Source organism: Streptomyces sp. NPDC107765 (assembly GCF_055657085.1).
This window is the reverse complement of record NZ_JBVKBL010000003.1, coordinates 404,617-421,607: the sequence shown is the minus strand read 5'-3', so window position 1 is coordinate 421,607 and position 16,991 is coordinate 404,617. Positions and strand designations below refer to the sequence as shown.

Genomic DNA, 16,991 nt, shown 5'->3' with positions numbered 1-16,991 from the left:
TCGGGCACGATCTCCCGAAAGCCGCAGTGACGACGGCGTAGGTTTCCGCCGGGAGAACCCTCCCCAGGCATGGAAAAAGGGGTCCTCCGGACAATGGCAGAGCTCGTCTACCCGCCCGTGATCGGTGCCGCGCGCACGCTGTTCAAGGCGCTCGACCTGAAATTCGACATCGCCGGGACGGAGAACATTCCGCGCCGCGGCGGGGCGGTGCTGGTGAGCAACCACATCGGGTACCTGGACTTCGTCTTCGCGGGGCTCGCCGCCCGCCCGGCCAAGCGGCTGGTGCGGTTCATGGCGAAGGAGTCGGTGTTCCGGCACAAGGTGTCCGGACCGCTGATGCGGGCGATGAAGCACATCCCGGTGGACCGCGCGCAGGGCATGCACGCCTACAAGCACGCGCTGACGGCGCTGCGTTCGGGCGAGATCATCGGGGTCTTCCCGGAGGCGACCATCTCCGAGTCGTTCACCCTGAAGTCCTTCAAGTCGGGCGCGGCGCGGCTGGCGCAGGAGGCCGGGGTGCCGCTGCTGCCGGTGGCGCTGTGGGGCACCCAGCGGCTGTGGACCAAGGGCCACAAGCGGGACCTGAGGCGCAACCACATACCGATCACGATCCGGGTCGGCGAGCCCGTGGCGGCCGATCCCGCCGAGCCCGCGGAGAAGATCACCGACCGGCTGCGGGCCCGCGTCCAGGACCTCCTGGAGGCCGCCCAGCGCGCCTATCCCGTACGCCCCAAGGGCCCCGACGACACCTGGTGGATCCCGGCCCACCTCGGCGGCACGGCGCCGGCGGCGCCCGGCGCGTAACGCAGCGCACGGGGCGGGCCGGCCGGTGCCGGTCCGCCGCTATGCGGCGTGGATCCCGCCGATCTCGACCCGGGCGCCGGGGCAGCTCTTCTGAAGCGCCTCGGCCAGCTCCTCGCCCGCGGCCGCGAGGTCGTCGAGGGGCATCGGAGCCATCCGTTCCAGCAGGAACAGCGCGCTGACGGAATCCTCGGTCAGCCGGGTGCGGACGCCCTGGCGCCAGTTCCAGCGGCGGCAGGTGACGCCCTCGTCGTCGCACCAGACCACCTCGCCGGCGTCGGGGTGCTCGATCACCTCGGCGCCGCCGGCCGCGGTCGCGAACGGCTCGTCGCCGGCCGCCCGGACGAGTCGCATACCGCCCTGGATGCGGTCCAGGTCCTCACCGCCGACGGGGACGAGGTGGGCGACGCTGATCGCGTTGTAGAGGTCGACGAGGCGGTTGATCCGCGGCAGCCCGCCGTCCGCGAGGGCGCGCCGGGCCAGCGCCTCGGCGGAGTTGCGGGTGCGCGAGGGCTTGGCGCCGAAGGCGGTGTACGCGGCGCGCCAGGCGGCGAGGTGCGGGTCGTCCTGCGGGGCGCGCCCGTCGAGGCGCCGGACCAGCCGGCGGGCGGCCTCGTCCAGCAGTGCGGCGCTCGCTGCGTCACTGGGCCCGTTGGTCAGGCCGTGGGCTTCGACGGCGAGGTGGGCGAAGCCCGGGGCCAGGGCGCGTACCTCGTCGGAGACGTACAGGGGTGTGGGCATCGGGCCGTTCCTCGCGGGTCGTGGCGGTGGCTGCCGGTGGCGCGGCCGCGTCGGCGGCCCTCCGGCGGCATTGCAGCACGACCGGGCACGGTAAATCAAACCGTACTGTCGAGTTCATTGTGCTGTACCAGCCGGTGCCGTACCAGCCCGTGCCGCCGCGAGGGTGCCGGAAAAGGCCCGCGCCCGGCCGGGGGTCACGTCATGACCTCCGGCCGGGCGCGGGCCCGTCGGGTCCGGCGTCAGCGGGCGATTTCCTCGCGGAGCGCGGCGAGGAAGCCGTCGACGTCCTCCTCGGTGGTGTCGAACGCGCACATCCAGCGCACATCGCCGGCCTGCTCGTCCCAGAAGTAGAAGCGGTAGCGCTTCTGGAGGCGTTCGCTCACGTCGTGCGGCAGCCGGGCGAAGACCGCGTTGGACTGCACCGGGTAGAGGATCTCCACCCCGTCGACCTGCCGGACGCCGGCCGCCAGCCGCTGCGCCATGGTGTTGGCGTGGCGGGCGTTGCGCAGCCACAGGTCCTTGGCGAGCAGCGCCTCCAACTGGACCGACACGAAGCGCATCTTGGAGGCCAGCTGCATGGACAGCTTGCGCAGGTGCTTCATCGCGCGCACCCGGTCGGGGTTGAGCACGACCACGGCCTCACCGAAGACGGCACCGTTCTTCGTGCCGCCGTAGGAGAGGATGTCGACGCCCACGGCGTTGGTGAAGGCCCGCATCGGGACGTCCAGCGTCGCCGCGGCGTTGGCTATCCGCGAACCGTCCAGATGGACCACCATGCCGCGCTCATGCGCGTGTTCGCAGATCGCCCGGATCTCGTCGGGCGTGTAGACCGTGCCGAGCTCCGTGCTCTGGGTGATCGAGACGACCTGCGGCATGGCGCGGTGCTCGTCGTCCCAGCCCCAGGCCTGGCGGTCGATCAGCTCGGGGGTGAGCTTGCCGTCCTCCGTGGGCACGGTGAGCAGCTTCAGCCCGCCGACCCGCTCGGGCGCACCGCCCTCGTCGACGTTGATGTGCGCCGTCTCGGCGGCGATCACCGCGCCCCAGCGGTCGGTCACGGCCTGGAGGGCGACGACGTTGGCGCCGGTGCCGTTGAACACCGGGAACGCCTGCGCCCGCTGGCCGAAGTGGCTGCGGAACACCCGCTGGAGGTGCTCGGTGTAGTCGTCCTCGCCGTAGGCGATCTGGTGACCGCCGTTGGCGAGGGCGAGCGCGGCCAGCACCTCGGGGTGGGCGCCGGCGTAGTTGTCGCTGGCGAAGCCGCGGATCTGCGGATCGTGGTGCTGCCGGGCGTCGGTCTTCGCTCCGGTCACGGCTCGGGGGTCAGCCACAGACGCTGTCCATTCACTTCCTGGGCGGGCCGGTCCCAGACCCCGGCGATGGCCTCGGCCAGCTCCGAGACGTCCGTGAAGCCCGCGAACTTGGCGTTCGGTCGCTCGGCGCGCATCTGGTCGTTGACGAGCGCCTTGACGACCAGGATGGCAGCCGCGGCGCGCGGTCCCTGCTCGCCCCCCGCCTTGCGGAAGCCGTCCGCCATGGCGAGCGTCCAGGCCTCGGCGGCTGCCTTGGAGGCGGCGTAGGCGGCGTTGCCCGCGGTGGGCTTGCTGGCGCCGGCCGCGCTGATCAGGAGGAAGCGGCCGTTCCCGCTGCGTTCCAGGGCGTCGTGGAAGGCGAGCGAGGTGTGCTGGACGGTGCGGATCAGGAGCCGGTGCAGGGCGTCCCAGTCCCGCAGGTCGGTCTCGGCGAACGTGGACGAGCCGCGCCAGCCGCCGACGAGGTGCACCAGACCGTCGATGCGGCCGAATTCCTTCTCCGTGCGGTCCGCCCATTCGCGGGTCTGCTCGAGGTCCAGGAGGTCGACGGTGTCCCCGATCACCGTGGCACCGCCGTGCGCGTAGCGGGCCGCGTCCACGGCCTCGGCGAGCCGTTCGGGGTTGGCGTCCGAGCCGACCACCACGGCGCCCGCCTCGGCCAGCCGCAGCAGCGTGGCCCGGCCGGCCGGACCGGCCGCTCCCGCCACCGCGATGACCGCACCCTCCAGCGGCCCGTGACCGCCCGTCGAAGTCACCATCTCCGTCGCCTCCTCGTCCTGCTCCTGGACGGCCGTGGGCCGGTTGTCACGGTCGGTGCTCATGCCGCCGCCAGCGTGTCGCTGTGGGCGGTGATGCCCTTGGTCGAGGCGATCACGGAACGCAGCTTCTTGGCGAGCGCCTCGTAGAACATGCTCAGCGGGAATTCGTCGGGCAGCACGTCGTCCACAAGCTTGCGCGGCGGCTGGTCCAGGTCGAGGGCGTCCGGTCCCTTGGCCCAGACCGAGCCCGGGTGCGGGGCGAGATAGGTCGAGACGAGGTCGTACGCGGCGAACCAGTGGACCAGCTTGGGCCGGTCGATGCCGTCGCGGTAGAGCTTTTCGATCTCGCCGCACAGCTCGTTGGTGACCTTGGGCGCCCGCTCCCAGTCGATGTGCAGTGTGTTGTCCGTCCAGCGTACGACGTCGTGCTTGTGCAGGTAGGCGAAGAGCAGCTGGCCGCCCAGGCCGTCGTAGTTGCGGACCCGGTCGCCGGTGACCGGGAAGCGGAACATCCGGTCGAAGATCACCGCGAACTGCACGTCGCGGGCCTGGGAGTAGCCCTCGGCCTCCAGCTTCACGGCCTCCTTGAAGGCGGTGAGGTCACAGCGCAGCTCCTCCAGGCCGTACATCCAGAACGGCTGGCGCTGCTTGATCATGAAGGGGTCGAAGGGCAGGTCGCCGTGGCTGTGGGTGCGGTCGTGGACCATGTCCCACAGGACGAACGCCTCCTGGCAGCGCTCCTGGTCGGTGAGCATCTCGCGGATGTCCTCGGGCACTTCGAGGCCGAGCGTCTCGACGGCGGCCTCGGTGACCCGGCGGAAGCGGGCGGCCTCGCGGTCGCAGAAGATGCCGCCCCAGGTGAACCGCGCGGGGGCCTCGCGCACCGCGATGGTCTCCGGGAAGAGGACCGCGGAGTTGGTGTCGTAGCCGGCGGTGAAGTCCTCGAAGGTGATGCCGCAGAAGAGGGGGTTGTCGTAGCGGGTGCGCTCCAGCTCGGCGAGCCAGTCCGGCCAGACCATGCGCAGCACGACGGCCTCGAAGTTGCGGTCCGGGTTGCCGTTCTGGGTGTACATGGGGAACAGCACCAGGTGCTGCAGGCCGTGGGCGCGCGCCTGCGCGGGCTGGAAGGCGAGCAGCGAGTCCAGGAAGTCCGGCACGCCGTAGCCGTCGTCGGCCCAGCGGCGCAGGTCGGCGACGAGCGCCTCGTGGTAGGCGGCGTCGTGCGGGAGCAGCGGGGCGAGCTCCCGGACGGCCGCTATCGCCCGCTCGACCTCGGCGCGCACGGCGTCCGCGGTCGGCGCGCCCTCGGCCGCGAGGTCGATCGAGCCGTCCTTGGCCTGCCAGGGCCGGATGGTCTCGACGGCGTCCTTGAGCACGGGCCACGCCGGGTGATCCACCACACGCTCTGCGGTCCGAGTGCCTCCCGGGACACCCACAGGCGAAAGAATTTCCGTCATGACTGCCCTCCGGCGGTAGATCGTGTTGTCAGCACACGGTAACCAGCCAAGGATCGTCCGCTCAAGTGGGGGATCCGAAAATTATTCGGCCGGTACCCCGCCCCTACCCTCATTTTTCCTGTCCGAGCCCGCTCCGGCGACACTTACTGCCTGCGGCGGCAAGGGATTTGGCACTTTCTCCGGTTGCGGCCACTGTGGCATATGCCACACTCCCCCACCCCCGCCGGTGAACGGAGTGAGGGGTTCCGAGGCCGGCGCGGTGGGTGCCGCGTCAGCGGGACGGGGGCGCGCCCACGTGTGGGTGAGGGGTGCCGGGGGCGGATATGGCGGGTACGGGTACTGGACACACCGCGGGGTCGTTCGGCAACCGGTTTCCGGGCATGCGGGCCGTTAGGCTGAGCGCCGTTTCGCACGCCGTTGCCGACGGTCGACGGTCGACACCGGCAGTGAGCCGACAGCACTACCGAGCCGACAGAAGCGAGGCAGCCTTGTCCTTTCTCACCATCGGGCACCGCGGGATCATGGGCGTCGAGCCGGAGAACACCCTGCGCTCCTTCGTACGTGCCGAGCACGAGGGCGTCGACGTCATCGAGCTGGATCTGCATCTGAGCAAGGACGGCGCGCTGGTCGTCATGCACGACGCGGACGTGGACCGGACCACCGACGGGGCCGGGCCGATCGCCGAGCGCACCCTCGCCGAGCTGCGTGAGCTGGACGCCGGCCAGGGCGAGCGGATCCCGGTGTTCGAGGAGGTCGTGGACGCGGTCAAGGCGCCGCTGCAGGCCGAGATCAAGGACGTGGCGGCCGCGCAGGCGCTGGCCGAGGTGATGCGGGCGCGCGATCTGACCGGCCGGGTCGAGGTGATCTCCTTCCACGACGAGGCGCTGGCCGCGATCCGCACGCTGCTGCCCGGGGTGCGCACCGCGCTGGTCGGCAGCCGGTACGGCGCCGACGTCGTCGACCGCGCCCAGGCCGTCGGCGCGTACATGCTGTCGCTGAACATCCGCCGGCTCACCCTGGAGCTGGTCGAGCGGGCGCACGCCGCACAGCTGAAGGTCGTCGCCTGGACGGTCAACACCCACGACCAGCTCCGGCTGGCCCGCGGCCTCGGGCTGGACGGGGTGGTGACCGACCTCCCGGAGATCCGGCGGGCGGTCCGCTTCACCGCCTGACGGTCCGCCGGACGGGGAAATCCGCAGTTCACAGCGGAGCAACAGGCTTCCAGCATGCGGACGTTTTCCCCGATGATCTCGACAGACGGCGGTGCGCACTGCCACTCTCCCGCCATGCGCCTCGTCAACCGCCCTCTTCGCCTGGCCACTTGCGCCGCCGCCGTACTGCTCACCGCGGCCGTCGGCTGCGCCCCGCAGGACGAGTCCCCCGGTGGCCCGCGGGCCGCCGGGCAGGGCAAGCAGAGCTGCGACCGCGGCAAACTCGCCACCGTGCGGGCCGGGAAGCTCACCGTCGGCACCGACAAGCCGGCCTACGCGCCGTGGTTCCAGGACGACGACCCGGCCAGCGGCAAGGGCTTCGAATCGGCCGTCGCCTACGCCGTCGCCCGCCGTCTGGGCTACGGCAAGGGCGCGGTGGACTGGCAGACCGTGCCGTTCACCAACGCCTTCGCGCCCGGCGAGAAGAAGTTCGACTTCGACATCAACCAGATCTCCATCAGCGCCCAGCGCAAGCACGCGGTGGCGTTCTCCTCCGGCTACTACGACGTGCGCCAGGCGGTCGTCGCGCTCAAGGGCTCCCGGGCCGCACGCGCCAGGAGCATCGCCGACCTCCGGCACGTCAAGCTCGGCGCCCAGGTCGGCTCCACCAGCCTGGACGTCGTCAACGACACCATCCACCCGGACCGGACCGCCGCGGTCTTCCAGAAGAACGACTACGCGAAGACGGCCCTGAAGAACGGCCAGGTCGACGCGATCGTCACCGACCTTCCGACGGCGTTCTACATCACCTCGGCCGAGGTCCGGGACGCAAAGGTGGTCGGCCAGTTCGCGGGCACCGGCAGCACGAAGGAGCAGTTCGGGCTGGTCCTGGACAAGGAGAGCCGGATCACCGGGTGTGTGACGGCCGCGGTCGACGCGCTCCGGAAGAACGGCACGCTGGCCGCGCTGGAGAAGAAGTGGCTGACCGACGCCGTTGCCGTTCCGGTGCTCAAGTGACGTACGGCAAGGGGTTGTTGAAGGTGCCGGCGGACAGCGGGGAGCCGGCCGGGGACGGCTATGTGCCGTCCGCGCGGCGGATCGAGCGGGAGCGGTTCAAGCGGGCCAGGGCCCGTCGTGCGACGGCGGTCGCCGCGCTGAGCACCCTGGTCACCGCCGCCGTGCTGTTCGTCGTGATCACCGGCTCCCCGGGCTGGCCGCGCACCCGGGACACGTTCTTCAGCGCCGCGTACGCCCGCAAGGCGCTGCCCCAGGTGCTGGACGGACTGCTGCTGAACCTGCGGCTGCTGGTGGTGTGCGGGGCCGCGGTGCTGGTGCTCGGGCTGCTGCTGGCGGTGGCCCGTACGCTGCGCGGGCCGGTGTTCTTCCCGCTGCGCGCGCTGGCCACCGCGTACACCGACTTCTTCCGCGGGCTGCCGCTGATCATCTGTCTGCTGATGGTGGTGTTCGGCGTGCCGGCGCTGCGGCTGCAGGGCGTGACCACCGATCCGGTGGTGCTCGGCGGGGCCGCGCTGGTGCTGACGTACTCGGCGTACGTGGCCGAGGTCTTCCGGGCCGGGATCGAATCGGTGCACCCCTCGCAGCGGGCCGCGGCCCGGTCGCTGGGGCTCTCCAGCGGGCAGGCGCTGCGCTTCGTGGTGCTGCCGCAGGCCGTGCGGCGGGTGGTGCCGCCGCTGCTGAACGACCTGGTCTCGCTGCAGAAGGACACCGGTCTGGTGTCCATCGCCGGCGCGGTGGACGCGGTGTACGCCGCGCAGATCATGGCCGGCAAGGACTTCAACTTCACGCCGTACGTCGTGGCCGGGCTGGTCTTCGTCGCGCTGACGATCCCGATGACCCGCTTCACGGACTGGGTCACGGCCCGGACGGACCGCCGGCGCGCCCAGGGAGGACTGGTATGAGCACGACGGACCGCACACCGCGGCCGGCCGCCGAGGAGAGTGCGGCGGCCCTGGGGGACGGCCCCGTCCTGCGGCTGGAATCGGTGCGCAAGACCTACGGGCGGGACACGGTCGTGCTGCGGGACGTGGACCTGGAGGTGCCCCCGCACACCGTGACCGCGCTGATCGGCGCCTCCGGGTCGGGCAAGTCGACACTGCTGCGCTGCGCGAACCTGCTGGAGGACATCGACGACGGGGCGATCTTCCTGGACGGCGCGGAGATCACCGATCCGCGGGCCGACGCGGACGCGGTGCGGCGCCGGATCGGGGTGGTCTTCCAGGCGTACAACCTCTTCCCGCACATGACCGTGCTGGACAACATCACGCTGGCGCCGCGGCGGGTGCACGGGGTGCCGCGCGCCGAGGCGGAGGAGCGGGCCCGGGAGCTGCTGGACCGGCTGGGGCTCGGCGGGCGGGCCGGTGAGTATCCCGACCGGCTCAGCGGCGGCCAGCAGCAGCGGGTGGCGATCGTCCGGGCGCTGGCCGGCCGGCCCCGGCTGCTGCTGCTCGACGAGATCACCGCGGCGCTCGACCCGGAGCTGGTCGGCGAGGTCCTCGGCGTGGTCCGCGACCTCAAGGAGGAGGGCATGACCATGGTCATCGCCACCCATGAGATGGGCTTCGCGCGGGACGTCGCCGACCAGGTCTGCTTCCTGGACGGCGGGGTGGTGCTGGAGCGCGGCGCGCCCGGGCAGGTCTTCGGGGAGCCGCGGCACGACCGCACCCGGCAGTTCCTGCAGCGGATCATCCGGGCGGGGCGGCTGTAGCGCGCCCCGCGGGGACGGTCAGCCCAGCGGCTTGACCAGCACCTCGAACTCCAGGTCGGCGCGTTGCGGGATGCCGAACCGCTCGTCGCCGTACGGGAACGGGCTGAACTCGCCGGTGCGGCGGTAGCCGCGGCGCTCGTACCAGGCGATCAGTTCCGTGCGCTGCCGGATGACGGTCATCCGCATCTCCTGGGCCTGCCAGGTCTCCCGGGCGGTCCGCTCGGCCTCGGCGAGCATGGTCCGGCCGAGACCGCCGCCCTGGAGCACGGGGCGCACCGCGAACATCCCGAAGTACGCGTGGTCGCCGCGGTGTTCGAGCTGGCAGCAGGCGGTCAGCGCACCGTCCCGCTCGGCGACCAGCAGCAGCCCGGTCTCGTGCCGCACCACGGCGGCGACGCCCTCCGGGTCGGTGCGCTGCCCCTCCAGCAGATCGGCCTCCGTGGTCCAGCCGGCCCGGCTCGCGTCGCCCCGGTACGCCGACTCGATGAGGTCGACGAGGCCGGGGACGTCGGCGTCGACGGCGGTACGGAAGATCAGCTCGGTGGTCGGCATGGCGGGCGGAGTCCTCTCGGGCCGGGCGGGGCGGAGCCGGGCGGCTGGCGGGTCCGAGGCTAACAAGAGGTGCGCGTGCCGCGTCAGGGCCACCGGTCGTGCGGCGTAGGGTCGCCGGCATGGTGCATGTACTGAGCAGCAGGGTGCTGTTGCGGCCGTCCGATCCGGAACGGTCGCGGGCGTTCTACGGCGAGGCGCTGGGGCTGGAGATCTACCGGGAGTTCGGCACCGGTCCCGAGCGCGGCACGGTCTACTTCCTCGGCGGCGGCTTCCTGGAGGTCTCCGGCCGCGCCACGGAACCGGCCACGGACACCCTCCGGCTGTGGCTCCAGGTGGCCGACGCCGAGGCCGCGCACCGGAAGCTGGTGACGCGCGGGGTGGAGGTGCTGCGGCCGCCGGTGCAGGAGCCCTGGGGGCTGATCGAGATGTGGATCGCCGACCCGGACGGGCACCGCATCGTGCTCACCGAGGTCCCCGCGGACCATCCGCTGCGCTACCGGCCCTAGAGGCCCTCCCGCCGACCTCCGCGCTCCCCGTCTGCGCCCGTGCGCTCCCGTGTGCGGCCTCCCCCGCGGGCATCCTGCAGCCGACGCGTACGGGTGGCGACGGCCGCAGGGAGGCGCTTCGTGCACGCACCACCGTTGGTCGGCTGGCTGCTGGTCCTGTTGTGCGCGGGCGCCGGCGCCTACTGCCTGGCCCGGGCCGGCGGCGTACCGCCGGCGCAGCGGGTGGCGGCCCGCGGGGAAGGGGTGATGGCGCTGGGGATGGCGGTGATGGCCGTGCCGGCGTCCGTGGTGGCGCCGCCGCCGTGGTCGCCGTGGCTGTTCACCGCGGTCTTCGGGGCGACGGCCGGGGCGGCGCTGGTGCGCCGGCATCTGCACCACGCGGTGGGCGCGCTGGCGATGGTGTACATGGCGCTGGCCATGGTGGGGCCGGGCGGCCCCGCGGGCCCGCCGGGGGCCGGGCACGGCATGACCGGGACGGGCCACCTGGGCGCGATGACGCACTCCGCGCCGGGCGGGGTGCCGTTGCTCACGGGTCTGCTGCTCGCCTACTACACGGTCTATGTGATCGGCGCGGGGGTCCGGCTGGTGCCTGCGGCGGGTGCGACGGCGGACGGGCCGGCGGTGGCCGGGGCGGGCGGGGCCGGGACGGCGGACGTGCTGCGCGCCTGCCGGGTGGCGATGGGGATCGGCATGCTGGCGATGCTGCTCATGATGTGACCCCGGCGGCGCGCCCCGGCAGGTACGGCCGCCCCGTGCCACACCTCGCACCGGGGTGGCGTACGTCACTTCCGATGCGTGCCTGTACCAACGAGTAGTCGTGCGCTCATAGGCTGACGCCATGATGGTCCCTATCGCGCTGATGATTCTCGGCGCGCTGGCCGCGGCGACGGCGCCGCGGCTGATGGCCCGTTCGGACTGGCCCGACCGCGAACCGGTGCTCGCCCTGTGGGTGTGGCAGTGCGTGGTGGCCGGTGTTCTGCTGTGCTGCGTCCTCGCGATGTCGCTGAGCGCGGCCGCCGCCTGGGAATCCGTCCGCAGCCCGGTGTTCGGCCCGGCGCCCCGGGTGGTCGTCGAGGCGTACGCCCTGCAGGCCCACGGGCCTTGGGCCGGGGTGCTGGCCCTGCTGCTCGCGGGCGGCGGTGCCTGGACGGGCCTCGCGCTGACCCGGGAGGTGTGCGACGCACGGGCCCGCCGGCGCCGGAGCCGGGACGAGCTGCGGCGGCGGGTCCCGCTGCTGCCCGGTGAGGAGCCCGCCGGGGAGCGGCTGGTCGTCCTGGAGGGCGACCGCCCGGAGGCGTGGTGGCTGCAGCACTCCTCGCCCCAACTGGTCCTCACCACCGCGGCGTTGCGACGCCTGAAGGGCCGCCAGCTCGATGCGCTGATCGCCCATGAGCAGGGCCATGTGCGGGCCCGGCACGATCTGCTGCTCCACTGCGCGTCGGCGCTGGCGGCCGGCTTCCCGCAGATCCCGGTGTTCGCGGCGTTCCGCGACCAGGTGCACCGGCTGGTCGAACTGGCCGCCGACGACGTGGCCTCGCGCCGCTTCGGCCGGCTGACGATCGCCCTGGCCCTGGTCGAACTCAACGAGGACCGCGGGGTGTTCGGGCCCTGCCCGACGCAGCTCGCCCAGGTCCCGCAGCGGGTGGACCGGCTGCTCGCGCCCGCCCCGCGCTTCACACCGGGCCGCCGGCTGCGGATGACCGCCTGCGCCGTGCTGCTGCCGGCGGTACCGCTGCTGGTGACGTTCATCCCGGGGCTGAGCGCGCTGACCTGAGGGGCAGGAGCCCGGTCGGCAGGCCGGTCCTGCGGCCGGGGCCCGCCGGCCCCGCGCCGTACCCGCCCGTCGCCCCGCGCGGCGTTCCGCGCCAGGATGGGGCCATGACCACGATCAAGGGTGTGCTCTTCGACTTCTCCGGGACGCTGCTGCGGATCGAGCCCGCCGACGCCTGGCTGCGTGCCGCGCTGACGGCGACCGGGGTCGCCATGGAGGAGGCGGAGCTGGCCCGCCGGGCGGCCGAGCTGGAGCGGGCGGGGGCGCTGCCCGGCGGCTCCTCCCCCGTCGCGCTGCCCGACGGGCTGGCCGGGCTGTGGGAGATCCGGGACCGGGACGCCGCACACCACCGCGCGCTGTACACCGGGCTGGCCCGTCAAGTCCCGCTCCCGGCCGAGGAGTTGTACGACGCGCTCTACGAACGCCACATGACGGCGGCGGCCTGGCGGCCCTACCCGGACGCCGCCGAGGTGCTGGCGGAGCTGCGCCGGCGGGGTGTGCCGACCGGCGTGCTGAGCAACATCGGCTGGGACCTTCGGCCGGTGTTGCGCGCGCACGGCCTGGCCCGTTACCTGGACAGCTGTGTGCTGTCGTTCGAGCACGGTCTGCAGAAGCCGGATCCAAGGCTGTTCGCGGTCGCCTGCCGGGAGCTGGGCCTGGACCCGTCGACCGTGCTGATGGTGGGCGACGACCGTACGGCGGACGGCGGGGCGACCGCGCTGGGCTGCGCCTACCTGCCGGTGGACCATCTGCCGGTGGAGCGCCGCCCGGACGGCTTGCGGCCGGTGCTGGACCTGGTGGGGTGAGCGGCGCCCCGCCCGGGCCGGGTCAGCCGGCGGTGCGCGGGGCCAGCCACTGCTGGATTTCGAGGAGGTTGCCCTCCGGGTCCCTGAGGTGGGCGACGCGCATCCGATCGGTCATCGGGGCCGGGCCGTGGTCCAGGACCGCGCCGCGCCCGGTGAGCTGCGCGCAGTATCCGTCGAGGTCGTCGACGCGCAGGGCGACGAGGGAGCGGTGCCCGGCCGGAAGTGCCGCCAGATCGCCGAGGACCCCGGCCAGCTGGGCGCGGTCCTGGAGGGCGAGGCCCGCGGAGCCCTGGTCGCAGGTGAACTTGGCGTACGGGCCGTCCTCCGCCTCGAACTGCGGGGTGAGGCCCAGCACGTCCCGGTAGAAGCGGTAGCAGCCGCGGAAGTCCGTGACGAGCAGGCGGACCTGAGCGAGTTCCATCCGTGCGTTCCCCCGTGAGACGTGATGACCGGGTCGCCCGGACCGGTCGCGGCGGTCATGGGCGGCGGTGGTGCCGGGGTGACGCTACCTCGCCGGGGGCCGCCGTGCCGCCGGGTTACGGCCCCTGGTCACGGCCGGCTCCGGGGGCTGGTCGGCGGCCGCTTTCCGGAGCGCGGCGAAGTCGCCCGGGAGGAGGCCGCGGCGGGATCGACGCGGTGCGGGAGGACGGGGGCCCGGGTGGTGGCGGGCGATCCGGTGCCTCTCCGGGCGTTCCAGCTTGGGGAGTCCGGACAGATGCCGCGGACGGCGCCGGACCGATCGGTTCCGGTACGGCGCCGCCCCGGCCGGGCGGGATGCCGGCCGGGGCGGGGCGGGGCCGTGGGGCCCGCAGCGGCTGGATCAGCCGAGCGAGGCGATGGCCTGGTTGAACGTCTGCGACGGGCGCATGACCGCCGCGGCCTTCGCCGGGTCGGGCTGGTAGTAGCCGCCGATGTCGGCCGGCGAGCCCTGCACCGCGATCAGCTCGTCGACGATGGTCTTCTCCTGCTCGGAGAGGGTCGCCGCCAGGCCCTTGAACGCCTCGGCGAGCTGGGCGTCCTCGGTCTGCTTGGCCAGCTCCTGGGCCCAGTAGAGCGCCAGGTAGAAGTGGCTGCCGCGGTTGTCGATACCGCCGAGCCGGCGACTGGGCGACTTGTTCTCGGTGAGGAAGGAGCCGGTCGCCCGGTCGAGGGTGTCGGCGAGCACCTGGGCGCGCGCGTTGCCCGTCTTCTGGGCGAGGTGCTCGAAGCTGACCGCGAGCGCGAGGAACTCGCCCAGGCTGTCCCAGCGCAGGTAGTTCTCCTTGACCAGCTGCTGGACGTGCTTGGGCGCGGAGCCGCCGGCGCCGGTCTCGAACAGGCCGCCGCCGTTCATCAGCGGGACGACCGAGAGCATCTTGGCGCTGGTGCCCAGCTCCAGGATCGGGAACAGGTCGGTCAGGTAGTCACGCAGGACGTTGCCGGTGACCGAGATGGTGTCCTCGCCGCGGCGGATGCGGTCGAGGGAGAACTTGATCGCGTGGACCGGCGCCATGATCTCGATCTGCAGGCCCTCGGTGTCGTGCTCGGTGAGGTACTGCTTGACCTTCTGGATCAGCTGGGCGTCGTGGGCGCGCTCGGCGTCGAGCCAGAAGACGGCCGGGTCGCCGGTCGCGCGGGCGCGGCTGACGGCGAGCTTGACCCAGTCGCGGATCGGGTCGTCCTTGGTCTGGCACATCCGGAAGATGTCGCCGGCGCTGACGACCTGCTCCAGGACGACGTTGCCGGCCGCGTCGAGGACCCGCACGGTGCCCGTGGTGGGGATCTCGAAGGTCTTGTCGTGGCTGCCGTACTCCTCGGCCTTCTGCGCCATCAGGCCGACGTTGGGCACCGAGCCCATGGTCGACGGGTCGAAGGCGCCGTGCGCGCGGCAGTCGTCGATGACGACCTGGTAGATGCCGGCGTAGCTGCTGTCCGGGAGGACCGCGAGGGTGTCGTGCTCCTGGCCGTCCGGGCCCCACATGTGGCCGGAGGTGCGGATCATGGCCGGCATGGAGGCGTCGACGATGACGTCGCTGGGGACGTGCAGGTTGGTGATGCCGCGGTCGGAGTCGACCATGGCGAGCTCCGGGCCCTCGGCGAGCTCCGCGTCGAAGGACGCCTTGATCTCGGGGCCCTCGGGCAGCGACTCCAGGCCCTTGTAGATGCCGCCGAGACCGTCGTTCGGGGTGAGGCCGGCGCTGGCGAGGACCTCGCCGTACTTGGCGAAGGTCTTCGGGAAGAAGGCCCGGACCACGTGGCCGAAGACGATCGGGTCGGAGACCTTCATCATCGTGGCCTTGAGGTGCACGGAGAACAGCACGCCCTCGGCCTTGGCGCGGGCGACCTGGGCGGTGAGGAACTCGCGCAGCGCGGCGACCCGCATGACGGAGGCGTCGACGACCTCGCCGGCGAGGACCGGTACCGACTCGCGCAGGACGGTGGTGGAGCCGTCGTCGCCGGAGAGCTCGATGCGCAGCGAACCGGCCTCGCCGACCACCGCGGACTTCTCGGTGGAGCGGAAGTCGTCGTTGGTCATGTGGGCGACGTTGGTCTTCGAGCTCGCCGTCCACTCACCCATGCGGTGCGGGTTGGACTTGGCGTAGTTCTTCACCGAGGCGGGGGCGCGGCGGTCGGAGTTGCCCTCGCGCAGGACCGGGTTGACGGCGCTGCCCTTGACCTTGTCGTAGCGGGCGCGGATGTCGCGCTCCTCGTCGGTCTTCGGGTCGTCCGGGTAGTCCGGGAGCGCGTAGCCCTGCTCCTGCAGCTCGGCGATCGCGGCCTTCAGCTGCGGGATCGAGGCCGAGATGTTGGGCAGCTTGATGATGTTGGCCTCGGGCGTCTTGGCCAGCCGGCCGAGCTCGGCGAGGGCGTCCTCGATGCGCTGCCCCTCCTGGAGACGCTCGGGGAAGCTCGCGATGATGCGACCGGCCAGGGAGATGTCACGCGTCTCCACGTTGACGCCGGCCTGCGACGCGTAGGCCTGGACCACAGGCAGGAAGGAATACGTCGCGAGGGCGGGGGCCTCGTCAGTGTGGGTGTAAATGATGGTCGAGTCAGTCACCGGGTGCTCCGCTCCACGTCTGCAACATTGCTCGACATCAAGATATCTCGTGACGGCCTCCCCCTCGACAGGACCCTTCCACTGCGTTTGGCTTTCCTCCCACGTAGCCGTCTGTCCCGCCGTCGGGGTTGCTCGCCGTTGCGTGCTTTGCGGCGCCCCCCACGTACCTGGCTGGCCCGCCGCGGTTGCTGCTCACCGTTGCGCTTTGCGGCGCCCCGCACGTACCTGGCTGTCCCGCCGCGGTTGCTGCTCACCGTTGCGCTTTGCGGCGCCCCGCACGTACCTGGCTGGCCCGCCGCGGTTGCTGCTCACCGTTGCGCTTTGCGGCGCCGCGCACGTAGCTGTCCGCGGCGCCGCGGGTCGCCTCGCCGTTGCGCCTGGCGGCGGGCGTTTGTGTGTCGGGTGCGGTGCCGACCCTCCAGACTTCGTCCTCCGGTCCAGCCCTCCCGTGAGTGGGGGGTGAGCTGGGTGGGGGCGGGCGTCGTCTCAGAAGTACCTCATGTCGTGGGCAACGGGAATACCTCCCCCGCCCGTCGAGTTGAGGCCCTGCAGGGGGCGCTCGTAACCCTTACGGGTTCTGTTCGACCGTCCCCTACGGGTCCCAAGGGCCCCTTGTATCCAGCAACGCCCACCCCCACTCACCGCATTCCCCTCCCCCAACGGGAGGGGGCGGGCCGGAGGGGCCGGTGTTTGGGACGTAAAGCGACAGCAGTCCCAAACACCGGCCCCGCAGGCCCGTCACCGCACCCACCACAAACCCAGCCCGCCGCAGGCGCAACGGCGAGAAACCCCGACGGCGGGACAGACGGCTACGTGCGGGGCGCCGCAAAGCGCAACGGCGAGAAACCCCCACGGCGGGAAAGCCAGGCACGTGGGAGGCACCGCAAAGCGCAACCGTTGACAGCCCCCCGTACGCGCCGGTTATCTGGCCCGGTGCCCACACTGCGCTTCGTACGGGTGGACGGCGAGACCGGTCTGGCGGACTGGCAGCACGTCCACAACGTGATCATCCCCACCCACCAGCTGTCCCTCGACGACGTACGGGAGCGCTCCGGGCGCCACCACCTGGAGGTCGCGTATCTCGGTGACGTCCTCATCGGCTGCAGCACCGTCCGGCCGCCGGTGGACGGCACGGCCACGGTGATCGCCCGGGTGCTGGCCGCCCACCGGGGGCAGGGGTACGGCGGGGAGCTGTACGCGCGGGGGCTGGCGCGGGCCCGCGCGCTGGGCGCCGGGACGGTCGAGACCGTGGTCCTGTCGTCGAACGAGGACGGCCTCCGGTTCGCGCTGAAGCACGGCTTCGACGAAGTGGAGCGCTACCTCCTGCCGGGCGACACCATCCCCTGGATCGACCTGCGGCTCGCCTGACTCCC

Annotated in this window: 17 protein-coding genes; 10 read left to right on the top strand and 7 right to left on the bottom strand. The window is 72.4% G+C overall.

Annotated elements, in window-relative coordinates; translation table 11 throughout:
* The first annotated feature begins 93 nt into the window (after positions 1-93).
* Entirely contained in the window at positions 94-804 is a 711-nt protein-coding gene (locus ACZ7MX_RS10535; protein WP_472131167.1) for a lysophospholipid acyltransferase family protein, read from the top strand.
* 39 nt (positions 805-843) lie between these two features.
* On the opposite strand, the gene ACZ7MX_RS10530 is transcribed toward ACZ7MX_RS10535, so the two are convergent.
* The 4 genes from ACZ7MX_RS10530 to ACZ7MX_RS10515 form a co-directional block, all read right to left on the bottom strand.
* On the bottom strand, positions 844-1,542 hold the full coding sequence (locus ACZ7MX_RS10530) for a B3/B4 domain-containing protein (protein ID WP_472131166.1): 699 nt from the start codon (positions 1,540-1,542) through the stop codon (positions 844-846).
* Positions 1,543-1,781: 239 nt separating this feature from the next.
* Complete coding sequence (locus ACZ7MX_RS10525; RefSeq protein ID WP_472131165.1) at positions 1,782-2,852, bottom strand: threonine aldolase family protein; 1,071 nt, start codon at positions 2,850-2,852, stop codon at positions 1,782-1,784.
* A complete protein-coding gene (locus ACZ7MX_RS10520) occupies positions 2,849-3,610 on the bottom strand; it encodes an SDR family NAD(P)-dependent oxidoreductase (protein WP_030799752.1) in 762 nt (253 codons plus the stop codon). The genes ACZ7MX_RS10525 and ACZ7MX_RS10520 overlap by 4 nt, the downstream gene beginning before the upstream one ends.
* Before the next feature lie 59 nt (positions 3,611-3,669).
* On the bottom strand, positions 3,670-5,067 hold the full coding sequence (locus tag ACZ7MX_RS10515; RefSeq protein ID WP_310723730.1) for a DUF6421 family protein: 1,398 nt from the start codon (positions 5,065-5,067) through the stop codon (positions 3,670-3,672).
* 488 nt (positions 5,068-5,555) lie between these two features.
* On the opposite strand from ACZ7MX_RS10515, the gene ACZ7MX_RS10510 reads away from it, so the two are divergent.
* From ACZ7MX_RS10510 to ACZ7MX_RS10495, 4 genes are all read left to right on the top strand, one after another.
* A complete protein-coding gene (locus tag ACZ7MX_RS10510; RefSeq protein ID WP_030413225.1) occupies positions 5,556-6,239 on the top strand; it encodes a glycerophosphodiester phosphodiesterase in 684 nt (227 codons plus the stop codon).
* Positions 6,240-6,353: 114 nt separating this feature from the next.
* Positions 6,354-7,235: an ABC transporter substrate-binding protein gene (locus ACZ7MX_RS10505; RefSeq protein ID WP_472131372.1), complete on the top strand. Its 882-nt coding sequence runs from the start codon at positions 6,354-6,356 to the stop codon at positions 7,233-7,235.
* A complete protein-coding gene (locus ACZ7MX_RS10500; RefSeq protein ID WP_472131164.1) occupies positions 7,232-8,137 on the top strand; it encodes an amino acid ABC transporter permease in 906 nt (301 codons plus the stop codon). The genes ACZ7MX_RS10505 and ACZ7MX_RS10500 overlap by 4 nt, the downstream gene beginning before the upstream one ends.
* Positions 8,134-8,943, top strand: coding sequence for an amino acid ABC transporter ATP-binding protein (locus tag ACZ7MX_RS10495; RefSeq protein ID WP_472131163.1), 810 nt, complete (start codon positions 8,134-8,136; stop codon positions 8,941-8,943). The genes ACZ7MX_RS10500 and ACZ7MX_RS10495 overlap by 4 nt, the downstream gene beginning before the upstream one ends.
* Positions 8,944-8,961: 18 nt before the next feature.
* Here the strand turns inward: ACZ7MX_RS10495 and ACZ7MX_RS10490 are convergent, their stop codons facing one another.
* The gene (locus ACZ7MX_RS10490; RefSeq protein WP_472131162.1) at positions 8,962-9,495 is read right to left on the bottom strand and encodes a GNAT family N-acetyltransferase; all 534 of its coding nucleotides are present in this window, start codon (positions 9,493-9,495) and stop codon (positions 8,962-8,964) included.
* A gap of 119 nt (positions 9,496-9,614) precedes the next feature.
* On the opposite strand from ACZ7MX_RS10490, the gene ACZ7MX_RS10485 reads away from it, so the two are divergent.
* From ACZ7MX_RS10485 to ACZ7MX_RS10470, 4 genes are all read left to right on the top strand, one after another.
* Positions 9,615-10,001 carry a VOC family protein gene (locus ACZ7MX_RS10485; protein WP_472131161.1) on the top strand — a complete coding sequence of 129 codons (387 nt, stop codon included), beginning with the start codon at positions 9,615-9,617 and terminating at the stop codon, positions 9,999-10,001.
* 120 nt (positions 10,002-10,121) lie between these two features.
* Complete coding sequence (locus tag ACZ7MX_RS10480; RefSeq protein WP_472131160.1) at positions 10,122-10,718, top strand: DUF5134 domain-containing protein; 597 nt, start codon at positions 10,122-10,124, stop codon at positions 10,716-10,718.
* 121 nt (positions 10,719-10,839) lie between these two features.
* Positions 10,840-11,775, top strand: a complete 936-nt coding sequence (locus tag ACZ7MX_RS10475; protein WP_472131159.1) for a M56 family metallopeptidase — start codon at positions 10,840-10,842, stop codon at positions 11,773-11,775.
* Positions 11,776-11,879: 104 nt separating this feature from the next.
* Positions 11,880-12,578, top strand: a complete 699-nt coding sequence (locus ACZ7MX_RS10470; protein WP_472131158.1) for an HAD family hydrolase — start codon at positions 11,880-11,882, stop codon at positions 12,576-12,578.
* A gap of 22 nt (positions 12,579-12,600) precedes the next feature.
* Here the strand turns inward: ACZ7MX_RS10470 and ACZ7MX_RS10465 are convergent, their stop codons facing one another.
* On the bottom strand, positions 12,601-12,999 hold the full coding sequence (locus ACZ7MX_RS10465) for a VOC family protein (protein WP_472131157.1): 399 nt from the start codon (positions 12,997-12,999) through the stop codon (positions 12,601-12,603).
* Positions 13,000-13,398: 399 nt separating this feature from the next.
* Positions 13,399-15,618, bottom strand: coding sequence for an NADP-dependent isocitrate dehydrogenase (locus ACZ7MX_RS10460; protein ID WP_472131156.1), 2,220 nt, complete (start codon positions 15,616-15,618; stop codon positions 13,399-13,401).
* Between the two features lie 933 nt (positions 15,619-16,551).
* Between ACZ7MX_RS10460 and ACZ7MX_RS10455 the strand changes: the two genes are divergently transcribed.
* A complete protein-coding gene (locus tag ACZ7MX_RS10455) occupies positions 16,552-16,986 on the top strand; it encodes a GNAT family N-acetyltransferase (protein ID WP_472131155.1) in 435 nt (144 codons plus the stop codon).
* Positions 16,987-16,991: the final 5 nt, after the last annotated feature.

Excerpts from the sequence above, each read along its gene's own strand:
- ACZ7MX_RS10515 (WP_310723730.1), bottom strand. The coding sequence starts at position 5,067 with ATGACGGAAATTCTTTCGCCTGTGGGTGTCCCGGGAGGCACTCGGACC.
- ACZ7MX_RS10520 (WP_030799752.1), bottom strand. The coding sequence starts at position 3,610 with ATGGTGACTTCGACGGGCGGTCACGGGCCGCTGGAGGGTGCGGTCATC.
- ACZ7MX_RS10475 (WP_472131159.1), top strand. The coding sequence starts at position 10,840 with ATGATGGTCCCTATCGCGCTGATGATTCTCGGCGCGCTGGCCGCGGCG.
- ACZ7MX_RS10465 (WP_472131157.1), bottom strand. The coding sequence starts at position 12,999 with ATGGAACTCGCTCAGGTCCGCCTGCTCGTCACGGACTTCCGCGGCTGC.
- ACZ7MX_RS10495 (WP_472131163.1), top strand. The coding sequence starts at position 8,134 with ATGAGCACGACGGACCGCACACCGCGGCCGGCCGCCGAGGAGAGTGCG.
- ACZ7MX_RS10470 (WP_472131158.1), top strand. The coding sequence starts at position 11,880 with ATGACCACGATCAAGGGTGTGCTCTTCGACTTCTCCGGGACGCTGCTG.
- ACZ7MX_RS10535 (WP_472131167.1), top strand. The coding sequence starts at position 94 with ATGGCAGAGCTCGTCTACCCGCCCGTGATCGGTGCCGCGCGCACGCTG.
- ACZ7MX_RS10485 (WP_472131161.1), top strand. The coding sequence starts at position 9,615 with ATGGTGCATGTACTGAGCAGCAGGGTGCTGTTGCGGCCGTCCGATCCG.
- ACZ7MX_RS10490 (WP_472131162.1), bottom strand. The coding sequence starts at position 9,495 with ATGCCGACCACCGAGCTGATCTTCCGTACCGCCGTCGACGCCGACGTC.
- ACZ7MX_RS10530 (WP_472131166.1), bottom strand. The coding sequence starts at position 1,542 with ATGCCCACACCCCTGTACGTCTCCGACGAGGTACGCGCCCTGGCCCCG.
- ACZ7MX_RS10505 (WP_472131372.1), top strand. The coding sequence starts at position 6,354 with ATGCGCCTCGTCAACCGCCCTCTTCGCCTGGCCACTTGCGCCGCCGCC.